13 protein-coding genes are annotated in these 15529 nt (G+C 40.9%); 12 read left to right on the forward strand and 1 reads right to left on the reverse strand.

All coding sequences use genetic code 11. The features are described from left to right. The first annotated feature begins 27 nt into the window (after nt 1–27). From CLNEO_RS14155 to rlmH, 6 genes are all read left to right on the forward strand, one after another. Nucleotides 28–489 (forward strand): hypothetical protein, encoded by a 462-nt coding sequence (locus CLNEO_RS14155; protein WP_066090563.1) that lies wholly within the window; start codon nt 28–30, stop codon nt 487–489. A gap of 27 nt (nt 490–516) precedes the next feature. Further along, nucleotides 517–1929: a hypothetical protein gene (locus CLNEO_RS14160; protein WP_066090566.1), complete on the forward strand. Its 1413-nt coding sequence runs from the start codon at nt 517–519 to the stop codon at nt 1927–1929. A 45-nt stretch (nt 1930–1974) separates the two neighbouring features. After that, on the forward strand, nt 1975–2838 hold the full coding sequence (gene yycI, locus CLNEO_RS14165; protein ID WP_066090569.1) for a two-component system regulatory protein YycI: 864 nt from the start codon (nt 1975–1977) through the stop codon (nt 2836–2838). A gap of 237 nt (nt 2839–3075) precedes the next feature. After that, a complete protein-coding gene (locus CLNEO_RS14170) occupies nt 3076–4332 on the forward strand; it encodes a UDP-N-acetylglucosamine 1-carboxyvinyltransferase (RefSeq protein WP_066090572.1) in 1257 nt (418 codons plus the stop codon). Between the two features lie 168 nt (nt 4333–4500). Beyond that, nucleotides 4501–5295, forward strand: coding sequence for an MBL fold metallo-hydrolase (locus CLNEO_RS14175; RefSeq protein WP_066090575.1), 795 nt, complete (start codon nt 4501–4503; stop codon nt 5293–5295). Nucleotides 5296–5303: 8 nt separating this feature from the next. Further along, the gene (rlmH, locus tag CLNEO_RS14180) at nt 5304–5783 is read left to right on the forward strand and encodes a 23S rRNA (pseudouridine(1915)-N(3))-methyltransferase RlmH (RefSeq protein ID WP_066090578.1); all 480 of its coding nucleotides are present in this window, start codon (nt 5304–5306) and stop codon (nt 5781–5783) included. A 142-nt stretch (nt 5784–5925) separates the two neighbouring features. On the opposite strand, the gene murC is transcribed toward rlmH, so the two are convergent. Further along, nucleotides 5926–7302: a UDP-N-acetylmuramate--L-alanine ligase gene (murC, locus tag CLNEO_RS14185; protein ID WP_066090581.1), complete on the reverse strand. Its 1377-nt coding sequence runs from the start codon at nt 7300–7302 to the stop codon at nt 5926–5928. A gap of 547 nt (nt 7303–7849) precedes the next feature. Here murC and CLNEO_RS14190 point away from each other — a divergent pair. From CLNEO_RS14190 to pth, 6 genes are all read left to right on the forward strand, one after another. Beyond that, nucleotides 7850–9124, forward strand: a complete 1275-nt coding sequence (locus CLNEO_RS14190) for a glucose-1-phosphate adenylyltransferase (RefSeq protein WP_066090584.1) — start codon at nt 7850–7852, stop codon at nt 9122–9124. 2 nt (nt 9125–9126) lie between these two features. After that, a complete protein-coding gene (gene glgD, locus CLNEO_RS14195; protein WP_066090588.1) occupies nt 9127–10245 on the forward strand; it encodes a glucose-1-phosphate adenylyltransferase subunit GlgD in 1119 nt (372 codons plus the stop codon). A gap of 193 nt (nt 10246–10438) precedes the next feature. Beyond that, the gene (gene glmU / locus CLNEO_RS14200; protein ID WP_066090591.1) at nt 10439–11815 is read left to right on the forward strand and encodes a bifunctional UDP-N-acetylglucosamine diphosphorylase/glucosamine-1-phosphate N-acetyltransferase GlmU; all 1377 of its coding nucleotides are present in this window, start codon (nt 10439–10441) and stop codon (nt 11813–11815) included. A 121-nt stretch (nt 11816–11936) separates the two neighbouring features. Beyond that, nucleotides 11937–12896: a ribose-phosphate diphosphokinase gene (locus CLNEO_RS14205; RefSeq protein WP_201032947.1), complete on the forward strand. Its 960-nt coding sequence runs from the start codon at nt 11937–11939 to the stop codon at nt 12894–12896. A 393-nt stretch (nt 12897–13289) separates the two neighbouring features. After that, nucleotides 13290–14270: a 2-hydroxyacid dehydrogenase gene (locus CLNEO_RS14210; protein ID WP_066090594.1), complete on the forward strand. Its 981-nt coding sequence runs from the start codon at nt 13290–13292 to the stop codon at nt 14268–14270. A 573-nt stretch (nt 14271–14843) separates the two neighbouring features. After that, nucleotides 14844–15527, forward strand: a complete 684-nt coding sequence (pth, locus tag CLNEO_RS14215; protein ID WP_066090597.1) for an aminoacyl-tRNA hydrolase — start codon at nt 14844–14846, stop codon at nt 15525–15527. Nucleotides 15528–15529 lie beyond the last annotated feature (2 nt).

Consider the following 15529-nt stretch of genomic DNA (forward strand, 5'->3'; position numbering starts at 1 on the left):
TGTACAATGGAATGGAGGTGGTCGGGAATGAAACGGAGAATTTTGAGTTTCACAATGTTTTTTATTGTGTTATTGTTTTCTATTTCGCCCGTGTGCGCCTTTGCTGATGAGATAAATAATCCTGTGCCGTTATCAATTACCAGTGGCTTGAATGAGAATGAGGAAGGGCAGGAAGCTACGTTTGATGATTCTCGTATGGTTTACGGAGAAACCGTACCCTTTGCTGATATTACAGTAACGATTTGTCGCAGGGATGGGGAAGGAATCATGCTTGAGGATTATCGTAACGATTTCGAAGTGGGTTCTTTGGGTATTTTTAGTATGACGCTTCCTTTGAAGCTGGGAACAAATTATATTGAGATAATGGTTTCCGGCGACGACTATGACGAAGCGGTGTATATCTATGAATTGAAAAGAAAACCTCAGGCAGTGAAGGATGAATTAAAAAGCATGATTGCTTTACCCGGCTTATTGCCAAAATTCAAATAAAAATTAGAGAAAAAGCGGTGGGATCAAATGAAATTATACAAAATCACGAATTTTGTCATTGTTGCTTTGGTCATAGCTGCGGTTTATCAAACAGGAGAGTTATGGCTTGAAGGAACATCAAGTCATAACTTTTTTAATTTGATGGTAAATGGAGAATCTCTTTTTGGCAAACAGGCGGATGGGGATGTTCTTTTGGCGACCCGCTATGCTGTGGGTGAGGGGAAAGGTGCATTTTCCGTATATTATCCCGATGAAATAGGGACAAGCAGTCTTTTGCAGGAGGCAAATGGTGTTTTAAATGAAATTTTATCGGAAAAGGATAACCAAGTGGACTTTTTGACTGCCGATTGGAAGGAAATTCTTGGGAAACGCTGCATGGTAATGCAGTATGATTTTATGGTATCGGCCGATGAATATTTAAGCCAATACAAACGAGCGAAAAATAGCGACAAAATGGATTCCTTCGATTATATTACAATCCTTCCTTCCAGACGCCCGGGGGAGGAGAGCAAGGCTTATTTTGTAAATTCAAAAACCAACGAAAGTGTATGCTACACCACAAATAAAAGCCAGTCCGCATCGGATTTTTATGATAAACTGGTGACCAATGATGATGAAATGACATACATTTCCACAGGGCAGAAAACAGGAACCTCTGTCATTTGGCGAAATTTATTTTTGCCCCAGTGGGCGCAGTTGCCCTATCGTTATTGCAGCTTACGGGAGTTTGCGGCATTTGAAAAAGATGGCGTATTGAGTCGTGTTGATATGGAAAATGCGGTAAAAGGCTTTTTTCGAAATTTTTCTGTGGACTGGAGCACGAAGGATGAAAGCGGTGATTTTATTTTTAGTGACAGCCAAACGGTAATTAAATATTTTTCCAATACCCGGGTTTTGGATTATTACAGCTATGGGGCCTACGGAAATGATACCAATAATACAGGGCTTCTTGAGGGGTATCAGATTTGCTGTAATTTTTTGGAGAATGACACATCCTTGACCACAGATGTTTTTCTGGCGGATATTGAAAAAAAGAGCAATGAAACAATATATTATTTTGATTATGCTGTCAACGATTTGCCTGTCAATCTATCCGTGGCCATGCAGGAAAAAATCGGGAGCAGCCATGCAATAGAGGTTACCGTACGAAACCAAAGGGTGAAAAAATATCACCGATATGTGGTAAATTATGAAGCTGTAAGTACGCCGGACATGGAGTTGGATGTTCAGTTTATTGATGCGCTGGATGATGCCAATAAAACCTATCAGGAAACTGTGGAGGAAAAGGTGATTTCGGATGTAAGAAATATTTCCTTGGGTTATTATGTGGATTTGACAGGGAATATAGACTTAAAGTGGTTTATTACATTATATGACTACTTGTTTGTAACCGACACCTACGCAGATCCTGCTGCAGAGATGAGTCATATTTCTCAGTAGAAAAATGGATGTAGAAAAAATGGGAATTAGAAAGGAGGCGGGGTCGTGGAATGGGCAGGAGCTAAGCGCTTTGTGATTATTTTGCTACTTATTTTGAATGTAGTGTTGGCTGGGTTAAATATACAGCAAAAACGGGATAATACCATGACCGCTGCCCAGGAAAAGGCGATTTTTGAGGTTTTGTCCCGAAATGGAATCTCGTTATATACAGATTTAAAAATTGATGCAAAGCCCATGTATCGATTGGAGGCAAAGGTTCCTTCTTATAATAAGGAGGACTTGGAGGCCGCTATTTTTAATGGAGAAAAAACCAAGGTAACGATTGGTACAAAAACAGTATATAAAACAGAGAGTAAAACGCTTACGCTGGAGTGGGATCGGGGGAGCTTTACGGATGAAATCGTTGAAAAGGGCTTGGCAGGCTTGACGAAGGAAGATGCAATCAAAGTGGCACAACGGAAAATGGAACAAATGGCGGCGGTTTTTGGACAGTTTGAGTCTTGTTATTCATACAAAGAAGAAGATGGGTGGCGGGTTGACTTTTGCTCTGTATATAAGGATGAAGCAATTTTTTCCAATTATTTTTCTGTTTTTGTGTCTGCCAAGGGGATTTATCAGCTGGATTTTACCTATTGTGAAATAACAGGTATGAGTCAGGAAAAGAAGGATATTTGCATGATTGATGAGGCATTAATGACTTTTATGCGGGAATGGAACCAACGAGAGGATAGCAATGGTGTGGCAATACAACGCCTTGAGCTTGGGTATGACTTAATGGAGCAAGGCAATGCGGCGGTGGGGACAGGCTTATATTTGGAGCCTTGCTATCGCATTTACTTGATGGAAGACAGCCAGCCTTATCTGGTAAATGCATACACTTGCCAAATTGTAAAAAAGGATGTAAAATAAGCGAATCACAAAAAAAGGCTTAGGCCTTTTTTCTTTCTGCGTAAAAGGAGATAAGAATAATTGATTATTAAATTTGTCAAGCGGGAAAAAATACTTTCCTCAGTGGCTTTTTCATGATATAATTCGAATGGTTAGGGCGACAACGGATAATAGTAGGTTGAGAGTAAGAAAGACAAGCCCGGCTTTCGTGTACAAAGGGAGTGTCCTTTGGCAATTCATTGGAAGGATGAACGTTTAATGGATAAATTGCTTGTAAAAGGCAGAAAACGTCTTGTGGGCGAAGTGATGATTAGTGGAGCAAAAAATGCTGCGGTAGCGGTGTTGCCAGCCGCAATTATGGCGGGCGGAAAAAGTGTTTTGGAAAACTTACCCAATATTGAGGATGTAAGCTGTATTTGTCATACCATTGAAAAATTGGGGGGCAGATGCGTACATAAAGATAAGCATACTATTGAAATTGACTGCTCGATGGGAATTGATTTTAAGGCTACCTTTGAGGAAGTACAGAAAATTCGAGCATCCTATTATTTTTTAGGCGCACTTTTGGCTCGCTACAAAAAGGCAGAAGTTGCTATGCCCGGTGGCTGTAACTTTGGAAAACGCCCCATTGATTTGCATTTAAAAGGTTTTCGTGCATTGGGTGCAACGGTAGAGGAAGAATGCGGCTTTGTAAGGGCTTATGCGGATAAATTGGTTGGAGCCTCTATATATATGGATCAGGTTAGTGTTGGGGCGACCATAAACATTATGTTGGCGGCAACCCTGGCAGAGGGGATTACAACCATCGAAAATGCAGCAAAAGAGCCTCATGTTGTTGATACCGCCAACTATCTGAACATGATGGGGGCAAATATTAAGGGAGCAGGAACAGATGTTATTCGTATCAAAGGCGTAGAAAAGCTAAATGGAGCACAGTATGCCATTATTCCCGACCAAATAGAGGCGGGTACCTATATGATTGCGGCCGCAATTACAGGCGGAGATGTTTTGATAAAGAATATAATTCCCAAGCATATGGATTCATTGACAGCGAAGCTGGAGGAAATGAATGTGAAGCTGGAAGAAGGGGACGATTCGATACGGGTAATGGCAAATCAACCCTTACGCAGTGTAAATGTTAAAACAATGAGCTATCCTGGTTTTCCTACGGATTTGCAACCCCAAATGGCTGCACTTTTGAGTATTTGCAAGGGAACCAGCGTAATTACAGAAAATGTATGGGACAACAGATACCAATATATGGATGAATTGCGTAAATTAGGAGCACTTGTGGATATTAACGGAAGAATTGCTACAATTGAGGGCATTCCCCATTATCAAGGCGCCACTGTTGAGGCTACTGATTTAAGGGCTGGCGCAGCTATGATTTTGGCAGCATTGGCCGCAGAGGGAACCTCGCAAATTAACGGTGTTCGATACATTGATCGAGGTTACGAGGACGTTGAGGAGAAGTTTAATGCCTTAGGGGCGAATATTCAGCGTATTTCTGAGTGAAATAATGATGGGGCAGAGGTTTTGATTTTGTGAGATCAAGACAGAACAGCTTGGCCAAAACATGGCTTTTTGCCGTTGGTCTACAAAAATAGATTTACAGGCTGAGCAGGGGAAACCCTGCTTTCTGTCATTCAAAGAGCGGTTTAAAATTGGAATGGGGGAGTTTTTTTGGCAGTAGAATTTTGTACCCTCGCAAGTGGAAGCAGCGGAAATAGTACCTACATCGCTTCAAAATATACCCGTATTTTAATTGATGCGGGTGTTAGCGGAAAGAAGATTCAGGAAAGCCTGGCGGAGCTGAAGCTGACAGGACAAGATATAGACGGGTTATTTATTACCCATGAGCATTTAGACCATATTAAAGGCGCGGGGATTTTCTCTAGGCGCTTTAACGTGCCTATTTATGCTACTTGTGAAACTTGGATGGCCATGGAGGATACCTTGGGAAAGATTGCACCGGGAAACAAGCGCTTTGTTTATCCGGGAGAAAATTGCATTATAAATGATATTTGTGTAAAGCCTTTTTGTATTCCCCATGATGCCGTAGATCCGGTGGGATACAATATTTTTGCAGGGGAAAGAAAGGTTACCCTTGCTACAGATATTGGGCATGTTACAGATGAAATTTTGGAAAACCTTGTCGGCAGTGATATTCTTTTACTGGAAGCAAACCATGACGAGGATATGGTGCAAAAGGGGAGTTATCCTTGGCATTTAAAAAAGAGAATTTTAAGCGATAAAGGTCATCTTTCCAATAAAACGGCGGGAGAGCTTCTTTCCTCAGTTGTAGATGGAAAAATGAAGCATGTTTTTTTGGGGCATTTAAGTCAGGAAAACAATGAGCCCCATTTGGCCTTTGATACGGTGGAAAAAATTTTGGGGAAGAATAGAATTGAGGTGGGCAGGCATATTAAAATGGACATGGCTTATCGCCATAATACGGGGATAAAGGTTGAATTATAGGTGAGAAAATGAAGGTTACGATTGTGTGTGTCGGTAAACTGAAGGAGCAATATTGGCGAGGGGCAGTGGAGGAATACAGCAAACGTCTTGGACGTTATATGAAGCTGGAAGTTACGGAGCTGCTTGACGAAAAAGCACCAGAAACCATGAGTCCTGCCCAAGAGGACGAGGTACGCCAAAAGGAAGGCCTGCGCATTTTAAAGGCAGTTAAGGATGACGCATTTGCGGTAGCTTTGGCCATCGAGGGCAAGAGTCTTTCCTCTGAGGCTTTGGCTGATTTTATGGCAGAGAGGGCGGTTCGAGGGGTGAGCCATATGGTATTTATCATTGGAGGTTCTTTGGGGTTATCCCCAGAGGTTATGGAACGGGCGGATTTTTCCTTGAGCTTTTCTCCCATGACCTTCCCCCATCAAATGATGCGTGTTATCTTGCTGGAGCAAATCTATCGGGCGGTAAAAATCAATCGGAAAGAGCCTTATCATAAATAAAACGAAAAATAGCAAAATGGAAAGCAGACAATCCTTCCCAGCAAGGGGAAAGAGGTCTGCTTTTTTTGTTGAAATTTATGGAGTTGCAAGTAATAATTTTTTATGGTACAGCTTTTTACGTCGAAGAAAATGTTTTGATAAATTATTTGGCAAGAAAAGCTTCCCCGATTTTATACACATCCCCCGCGCCAACCGTAAGAAGTAAATCCCCCGCCTGACAGTTTTTTTGCAAATAAGCTGTGATTTCATCAAAGTTTCCCACATAGCGGGCAGATTTTCCTGTTTTTGCAATACGCTCTGCCAGCATTGTTCCGCTGATTGTGCCGTCATCGGTTTCTCTTGCCGCATAAATATCGGCAATGATAATTTCATCTGCATTAAAAAAGGCATCCCCAAATTCTTCAAACAAAAACTTGGTGCGAGAATAGGTATGGGGCTGAAAAACGCACCAAGTGGTGCGGTGTTTCACTTTTTTTGCGGCGGCTAAGGTTGCCCGAATTTCCGTGGGGTGATGGGCATAGTCGTCAATGACAACAACGCCGTTCTTTTCCCCTTTTCTTTGGAAACGCCGTTCTGTTCCCGAAAAATGGACAAGGCCTTTTACCCAATCTTCCGGAGGGATTTCCAAAAAGCTTGCGGAGGCAATTGCCGCCAAGGCATTGGAAATATTATGATCTCCCGGAACATTTAGATGGATGGTTGCCTTCTTTTCTTGATTATAATAAACATCAAAGGTGTTTTTTCCATCCTCGTGATGGACTACATTTTTTGCCGTCCAGTTTGCAGCCTCCGCCATAGAAAAGGTTTCTACGCGGCACGCCAAATCCTTTGTGATTTTTGAAATATTTGGAATTTCTTTATTAATGATTAAAGCACCATTATCGGGAATGCGTTTTGCAAAATCATGAAACGAATGGTAAATGTTTTCCAAAGAACCGAAAAAGTCCAGATGGTCGCTTTCGATATTCAAAACAACACCCACCAAGGGGTTTAATTGCAAAAAGCTGTTGCAGTACTCACAGGCTTCTGCCACAAAATAAGAGGAGCTTCCGATTTTTAAATTGCTTCCGATGGTAGGTAGAATGCCGCCTACGGTGATGGTAGGATCTTTTTTCGCCGCCAAAAGAATTTCCGACACCATGGAGGTGGTGGTTGTTTTGCCATGGGTTCCCGAAATACCAATGGAGTTTGTATGCTCTCCCATGATTTGTCCTAAAAGCTGTGCACGATCCAAAATAATAAGATTTTTAGCCTTTGCCGCCTCCAATTCAGGGTTTCCATCATGGATTGCAGCTGTAAAAACAACGTGGGTTACGTCATCTGTAATGTTTTTTGCATCATGGCCGATATTGATTTGGATGCCTGTGGCTTGCAAATGGTCTGTCACAGGGGTGCTGCGAATATCGGTGCCGGAAACCTTATAACCCCGACTTGCCAAAATTTCCGCTAAGCCTGACATACTGATTCCGCCGATGCCAATAAAATAAATATGGTCTGAATTTTTAAACATTGTTGTCATATATTACCGCCTCTATTGTTGTATGAATCGTTACGAATTCTAACATAACATTGCCTACCATTATAGTATACAGAAAAAAGAAAGGCAATGATTAACAAAAATTTATATATTTAATTGTATACCAAAACGATTAAATTAAAACAAAAACATACTATTTATTTTGAAAAAACACGAAGAACAAAGCATTTGGTAGAAATGACGAGAGAAATACTTATTTTTTTTATGGTAATATTATGGTATAATTAAGATAATAAAAGGAAAATTGCAATTAAGCAAAGGATTTTTTCAGAAACATAAAGCATTTACATAGAGAAAGACCGAAGGCGCATTCTTTGGTCAGCATTTTTTAAGGAAAGGGTTGGTTATTTTTAACAGCTTTCGATTGCAGCATCTGCATAAGCAGCCATTGGACAAGGCAAAATATCACGATAATTTGAATAAAATTGGGATTAAGGATTTGTTTCATGGAATATTATTATGAATTGTCTAATATATATTTGTTTTTGTAAAGATACTTTGGACAAATAAAGGCAGGGGGTAGATACAAATGCGCAAGAAAGAAATGATTGCAATGCTTTTGGCAGGCGGACAGGGAAGCCGTCTAGGAGTTTTGACACGAAAGGTAGCCAAGCCGGCGGTTGCTTATGGCGGAAAGTTTCGAATTATTGATTTTCCCCTCAGTAACTGTATTAATTCGGGAGTAGACACGGTGGGGGTACTGACCCAGTATCAGCCTCTACAGTTGAATCAGCATATTGGCATTGGTATTCCTTGGGATTTGGATAAGAAAAACGGCGGTGTTACCATTTTAGCCCCTCATGTGAAGGGCGGGGATTCCGGCGAATGGTTTATGGGTACGGCAAATGCCATTTATCAAAATATAGACTATATTGACAGTAATAATCCCGAATATGTATTGATATTATCTGGGGATCATATTTACAAAATGGATTATTCTAAAATGTTGGCATTCCATAAAGAAAAGGGCGCAGCGGCAACCATTGCCGTTTTGGAAGTGCCCTTTGAGGAAGCGAGTCGCTTTGGTATTATGAATACCAAGGAGGACGACAGCATTTATGAGTTTGAAGAAAAACCTGCAAACCCGAAAAGTAATTTGGCTTCCATGGGGATTTATATTTTCACTTGGAGCAGATTGAGAGAGGCTTTGGTGGAAGATCGGACGGTGCACCCAGATAGTGATTTTGGTATGCATATTATCCCCAAAATGCTGGATGAAGGGCAGATAATGTATGCATATCGTTTTAAAGGCTATTGGAAGGACGTTGGAACCATTGAATCCTATTGGGAGTCCAATATGGAATTGATTAAAGCGCTGCCTGCGTTTAACTTATATGAGGATTTTTGGAAAATTTATACCAATGCCGACCATCAGCCCCCAACTTATACTGCGCCGGAGGCTGTGGTGAAGGAATCCCTTGTGACAGACGGCAGTGAAATTTACGGTCAGGTATACCATTCTGTTTTGGGTGCGCAGGTTATTATTGGCAAGGGCACCATTGTTCGTGATTCCATAATTATGGGGAAAACCTTTATCGGAGAGAATGCGGTGCTGGAGCGTTGCATTGTAGATGAAGATTGTGTGGTTGGCAACGGCGTACACATGGGTGTTGGCGAAAATGTGCCAAATGAAACGAAACCCAATATTTATAATACGGGCATTACTGTAATTGGTAGTCATAGTAAGGTGCCCGATGGCATTACCATAGGGAAAAACTGCGTAATCTATGGTGATACGAGGGCGGAAGATTATGAAAACGGTAAGCTGGAAAGTGGTAAAGCTGTAGTGCGGGAGGGGAAATGAGTATGAAAGCCATTGGTATCATTTTAGCAGGCGGTAACAATGAGGGACGACTCGGTGTTCTTACCGACCATAGAGCGGCGGCTGCATTGCCCGTAGGAAGCAGCTATCGTGCCATAGATTTTACATTAAGCAACATGTCAAACAGCGGCATTGGTAAGGTTGCCGTACTCACCCAGTATAATTCCCGTTCCCTCAGGGATCATCTGACATCTTCAAAATGGTGGGATTTTGGCAGAAAGCAGGGAGGGCTATTTGTATTTACCCCCTTTATCAGCAGCACTGATTCCAATTGGTTTCAAGGTACTGCTGATTCTATCTACCAAAACATGACTTATCTTTTGAGAAGCAACGAGAAATATGTGATTATAACCAGTGGGGACTCCATTTATAAAATGGATTACCGTAATTTGCTAGAGCGCCATAAGGAAAAGGAAGCGGATATTACCATCGCTTATCAGGAAATGGAGCGAGAGGATTTAAAGAATTTTGGTATCATGGAGATGAATGAAACGGGGCGCTTGCTTGAATTTGAGGAAAAGCCCGTACAGGCAAAGACGAATAACGCATCCCTTGGGACCTACGTTATTTCCAGGACGCTATTGATTGATCTTTTAAACGAGATTGTTCCCCAAGGAAAATACGACTTTGTAAAGGATATTTTGATTGCAAAGCGCAAGGAGCTAAAAATTTACGGATGCGAATTTCAAGGCTATTGGAACACCTTAAGCACAGGTGTTAGCGCTTATTATAATGTAAACATGGATTTTTTGAAGAAAGAAATTCGAGATACCTTCATTAATCAGTATCCATATTTAGAAACCAAGGCAAAGGATGAACCTCCGGCAAAATATAATATAGGTGCTGAGGTGCGAGATTGCATTGCAGGCAGCGGCACGATTTTTAACGGCAGGGTGGAACATTCTGTTATTTTCCGTAGGGTTTACACGGGGGAGGGTTCTGTGGTGAAAAACTCCATTGTTATGGAGGGCTGCAGAATCGGAAAGAATTGCGTGGTTGAAAATGCAATTTTGGATAAAGAGGTTGTGCTTTCCGATGGACAACAGGTAATTGGAGAGTCCGTTCAAAATTTAGCCATCCTGAAAAAAGGGACAAGACTATAAAAGGAAAGAGGCAGGCGATGGTAACAGCGCCTGTTTTTTCTTTTTTTATATTAAAAATGTGCTTTTACTGACTTTCTTTAAAAACAAAAGAATTTTTTAGTAAAAGCGTATATTGAATTTTTATGTTAAAAATGAGAAAATATCCAAGGCTATGTGCGGCTTATAGATAAAGGCCGTGAGAAGGGAGAATGGCATGGAAAATTTGAAGGCTGTTATTTTGGCGGCAGGAGAAGGCACCCGCATGAGGTCGAAGAAACCCAAGGTGCTGCATGAAATACTAAATAAAACAATGATAGATTATGTAATAGATACGGCAAAGGGCTGCGGTGCCCGAGAGATTTCCGTTGTTGTAGGGCATAAGGCGGAGGAGGTAAAGGCAGCCATTGCAAAGGATGGTGTAACCTTTGCTTTGCAGGCGGAACAAAAGGGCACAGGCCATGCAGTTATGATGGTGGGCGATTTTATTGAGTCCAATCAAGATATATTAATTCTTTATGGGGATACACCTTTGATTCAAGGGGAAACTCTGCGAAAATTAGTGGAAAAGCATCGTCAGGGGCGTTTTGGAGCGACGGTTGTTTCTGCAATGGTTGAAAATCCAGAGGGATACGGACGCATAATTCGTGATTTAGATGGAAAATTCATGAAAATTGTGGAGCATAAGGATGCAACGGCGGAAGAACGGTGCATAAACGAGATAAACACGGGCATTTATATTTTTAAAGGCACTGATTTAAAAGCCTCCTTGGCGAAGCTGGAAAACCATAATGTGCAGGGAGAATACTATTTGCCCGATTGTCTGGAGCTGATTTTAAAAGCAGGCGGAAAAATAGGCGCAGTTTCTGCAGAGGATGATAAGGAATTTTTCGGTGTTAATTCAAGGGTGCAGTTGGCGGAGGCTGCAAAAATTATGAAGGAGAGGATTAACTGCCGTCATATGGAAAACGGGGTAACTCTTGTGGATCCGGAGAACACCTATATTGGCGCAGAGGTGAAAATTGGAATGGATACCGTAATTTTGCCGGGTTGTGTGTTAGAAGGAAATACTGAAATCGGTGAGGATTGTAAAATCGGGCCGAATGCTCGTTTGACGGATATGTTACTTGGAGATGGTGTGACCTTCCAAAGTTCTACGGGCATAGAATCTGAAATCGGAAATAATACAACCGTAGGGCCTTTTGCTTATATCCGCCCCAACTGTAAAATTGGTGAAAACGTTAAGGTTGGAGATTTTGTGGAAGTGAAAAATTCAACGGTGGGCAACGGCACAAAGATTCCCCATTTGGCGTACATCGGTGATACCGATGCCGGTGAGAAGGTGAATTTTGGCTGCGGCAGCATTATGGTAAATTATGACGGTCAGAAGAAACACCGTACCACCGTGGAGGACCATGTTTTTGTAGGCTGTAACGTAAATTTGGTTGCGCCGGTTACTGTAAAGGCAGGGGCTTATATTGGGGCCGGCTCTACCATTACAAGGGATGTTCCCGAGGATGTGCTTGCTGTTGCAAGAGCTAGACAAGTGACTATTGAAGGTTGGCAAAAGAAAAAAATCAAAAAAGAATCGTAAAATATGAATAAATGCGTCGGAATTTAGTTGAAATTGCAGGCTAATAGGTGTAACATATAAATGGCGGGCTGCGTTCAGCCACAGATAATAAAATGCAAAAGATTATTAGGGGGATATTGAAATGATTAATTCTAATGGTGGCAACATCAAGGTTTTTGCGTGCAATTCCAACCGTGTTTTAGCAGAGGAAATCGCAAAAAAGATGGATATGACACTGGGAAATGCAGAGGTTGAGCAATTTAGTGACGGCGAAATTTCGGTAAAAATTAACGAAACGATTCGTGGTGCGGATGTTTACATTATTCAGTCCACCTCAGCTCCTGTAAATGATAATTTAATGGAATTGCTGATTATGATTGATGCCATGAAACGTGCTTCTGCGGCAAGAATTACGGCGGTAATGCCTTATTACGGCTATGCAAGACAGGATCGTAAGGCAAGAGCAAGAGATCCCATCAGTGCAAAGTTGGTTGCGAACATTTTGACATCAGCAGGTGCAAACCGCGTATTGACAATGGATTTGCACTGTGCGCAGATCCAAGGCTTCTTTGATATCCCTGTAGATAACTTGGTGGGAAGTCCATTATTGACAAATTTTTATATTAAAAAGTACGGCGATGATTTGCAAAACTTCGTTGCTGTTTCCCCTGACCTTGGCAGCGTAACCAGAACAAGAAAATTTGCAGAAAGTTTAAATATTCCGCTTGCCATTATTGATAAGCGCAGACCCAAGGCAAATGTTAGTGAAATTATGAACATTATTGGGGATGTTAAGGGCAAAAAAGTAATTTTGGTTGACGATATGATTGATACCGCAGGCACAATTACAAATGCTGCAAATGCCTTAAAGGAAAGAGGAGCCATTGAAGTTGATGCTTGCTGTACCCACGCAGTATTAAGCGGGCCTGCAATTAAGCGTATTCAAGATTCCGCAATTAATGAATTGTTAGTTCTTGACACAATTAACTTGCCTGAAGAAAAAAGGATTGAAAAGATCGTTATGGTAACGGTTGCTGATATTTTTGCAAATGCACTGAAATGCATTCATGAAGGCAGCTCAATTTCTCAGCTGTTTGACTAAATATTAGAAATTAATTTTTTCATAAGAAAGGCTCCTGTTTTCCCTAAATTGGAAAATGGGAGCCTTTGATTTTACAAAAAGGCAATAAGAAGCAGAAAAAATGAATATATATTTGGTTGTTTTTTTTGTATTTTTTTGTGAAAAAGAAAAAAATAAGCAAATATTTTAAAATTATTAGAAAAATACACTTTTTTTCATTGGAATATAAGAGGAAGTCTGGCATGCTTTGGGCAAACTGACAATTTTATGTTTTGTTAGTTGACAAACTAGCATAAAAGGATTATATTGTTAAAAGTAAGACAAATGAGCAAGTACTGTATTCATTTTGGAGAAACCGATTGTGTTTCCCAGCGAATTTTACCATTATCACATAATTTTAGGAGGAGTTTTAATATGAAAATTGCATTTTTTGACACTAAGTCCTATTGGAAAGACTCTTTCGGTCCTGTGGCTGAAAAGTATGGCTATGAGGTCACTTTCTTTAATGAAAGATTGACACCTGCTACAGCGCATTTGGCAGCAGGCCATGATGCAACCTGTTCCTTTGTAAATGACGAAGTGGCCGCTGAAGCAGTTCGTAAATTGAAGGAATTAGGTATTAAGGTATTGTTGTTGCGTTGCGCTGGTTTTGATAGTGTTGATTTGGCAGTTGCAAAGGAATGCGGTTTGCCTGTTCTTAGAGTACCTGCATACTCTCCTGAATCTGTTGCAGAACAGGGCGCTGCTTTGTTGATGGCTGTAAACAGAAAGTCCCATTTGGCTTATGAAAGATCCACAAAATTCAACTTTGACATTGCTGGCTTGGATGGTATTGCGTTGGTTGGCAGAACAGCAGGCGTTGTTGGTACCGGTAAAATTGGTCAGTGTATGATTAATATTTTGAAGGGCTTTGGCATGAACATCATCGCTTATGATGCATTCCCCAATCCTAACCTTGGCTTAGAATATGTTACATTGGATGAGCTCTATGCTCGTTCTGACGTAATTTCTCTTCATTGCCCGTTGATGCCTGCAACACACCATATGATTAATGCAGAAGCAATCGGTAAAATGAAAGATGGCGTAATCTTGGTTAACGTTGCTCGTGGCGGTTTGGTTGATTCCGTAGCTTTGGCTGATGCAGTAGAAGCAGGTAAATTCCGTGGTGTTGGTATGGACGTTTGCGAAGTTGAGCATGAATATTTCTTCGAAGACAGAAGTGCAAAAGAAGACAAAGACCCTACATTGGCAAGATTGCTGGCTAGCGATAAGGTTGTTCTTTCCGGCCATTTGGCATTCTTGACAGAAGAAGCTTTGACCTCTATGGCAGAAGTAACCTGCGGCAATGCAAAAGCATTCCTTGAAGGTGCAGAATTGGTTAACGAAGTAAAATAAGTGAACGGACTTTTGTAAGGCCCGCCTTTTGTGTGGTGGTACTTTGAAAATGTATACAGCAGGAAATCCCTGGCTGCATACAAGCATATTTGATAGCGGTATAAAAGCGGGCATGGGTTGCCCGCTTTTTTTATAATTTTTTTGTAAGGCTAAGATTGTTTAGGATGTCTGGTTCTAAAATGATTGCGCCGCATAATGTTGCACAGTAATAGGTCTGAATATTAAGGGGGGCATTTGTCGTACTTTTTGGCTGTGAGGCCTAGAGGGGATTGTTTTTGTTAGGATAATTATGTTATAATATAACAATAATTTGGAAATGATAGAAAATATAAGATAATACGAAATAACTTGACATTTTCTGTGATTGCTGGATTGATTTTATTTCAAAAACAATACCATGAACAAAGAAGTGATACATCAAAGCTCTAATTTATAAATTAGGGCTTTTCACTGTGTTTAACTTTTATGTTGAGCTTTTTCATGAAGAAATCTGTTGGAGTTTCTTGATAAGATACATAAAAAAAGTGAAAATATGTAAATGATAGGAATAGAGCTAAACTACCGGAGGATAACATGGGACTTTTCGATAAATTTAAAAAAAATGATAAGGGGCAGGATTTTTTTGTAATTGCAGGCTTGGGAAACCCGGGGGCGAAATACGAAGGAACAAAGCACAATGTTGGTTTTCATGTGGTAGATCACTTGGGAAAGAAATATAATATAGAGATCAATAATTTCAAACATAAAGCATTGGTAGGGGATGGTATGATCGAGGGCAGACGGGTGCTTTTGGTTAAGCCCCAAACCTTTATGAACCTAAGCGGAGAGAGCATTCGGGAAATTATAAATTTTTATAAGGTGCCACAAGATCATTTTGTTGTGATATTTGATGATACAAGCTTACCTGTCAGCGGTGTGCGTATTCGTGAAAAAGGGAGTCACGGTGGGCATAATGGGATACGTAATATTATTGCCCAGATGGGGACGGACGAGTTTTGGCGCATTAAAGTGGGTATCGGCGAAAAACCAAATGGATGGGATTTGGCGGATTATGTTTTGGCAAAGTTTTCCAAGGACGATTTGCCTATGTTGGAGCAAGGGTTGGACAAGGCGGTTAAGGCGGTGGAGCTAATTTTATCCCAAGGGATTATGGAGGCCATGAACCAGATAAATCAAAGGCCGAAACCGCCAAAAAAAGAAAAAATTGAGAAAGCAGCTGAGGTTAAGGTGGAAAAGAAACCTCAAGGCGAGGTGTAAGG

Source organism: Anaerotignum neopropionicum (assembly GCF_001571775.1).
GTDB classification, from domain to species: domain Bacteria; phylum Bacillota; class Clostridia; order Lachnospirales; family Anaerotignaceae; genus Chakrabartyella; species Chakrabartyella neopropionicum.

What these genes read in the sequence shown, in the direction of transcription:
- CLNEO_RS14155 (WP_066090563.1), top strand. Translation starts at nt 28, where the DNA reads ATGAAACGGAGAATTTTGAGTTTCACAATGTTTTTTATTGTGTTATTG.
- CLNEO_RS14160 (WP_066090566.1), top strand. Translation starts at nt 517, where the DNA reads ATGAAATTATACAAAATCACGAATTTTGTCATTGTTGCTTTGGTCATA.
- CLNEO_RS14170 (WP_066090572.1), top strand. Translation starts at nt 3,076, where the DNA reads ATGGATAAATTGCTTGTAAAAGGCAGAAAACGTCTTGTGGGCGAAGTG.
- rlmH (WP_066090578.1), top strand. Translation starts at nt 5,304, where the DNA reads ATGAAGGTTACGATTGTGTGTGTCGGTAAACTGAAGGAGCAATATTGG.
- murC (WP_066090581.1), bottom strand. Translation starts at nt 7,302, where the DNA reads ATGACAACAATGTTTAAAAATTCAGACCATATTTATTTTATTGGCATC.
- CLNEO_RS14190 (WP_066090584.1), top strand. Translation starts at nt 7,850, where the DNA reads ATGCGCAAGAAAGAAATGATTGCAATGCTTTTGGCAGGCGGACAGGGA.
- glgD (WP_066090588.1), top strand. Translation starts at nt 9,127, where the DNA reads ATGAAAGCCATTGGTATCATTTTAGCAGGCGGTAACAATGAGGGACGA.
- glmU (WP_066090591.1), top strand. Translation starts at nt 10,439, where the DNA reads ATGGAAAATTTGAAGGCTGTTATTTTGGCGGCAGGAGAAGGCACCCGC.
- CLNEO_RS14205 (WP_201032947.1), top strand. Translation starts at nt 11,937, where the DNA reads ATGATTAATTCTAATGGTGGCAACATCAAGGTTTTTGCGTGCAATTCC.
- CLNEO_RS14210 (WP_066090594.1), top strand. Translation starts at nt 13,290, where the DNA reads ATGAAAATTGCATTTTTTGACACTAAGTCCTATTGGAAAGACTCTTTC.
- pth (WP_066090597.1), top strand. Translation starts at nt 14,844, where the DNA reads ATGGGACTTTTCGATAAATTTAAAAAAAATGATAAGGGGCAGGATTTT.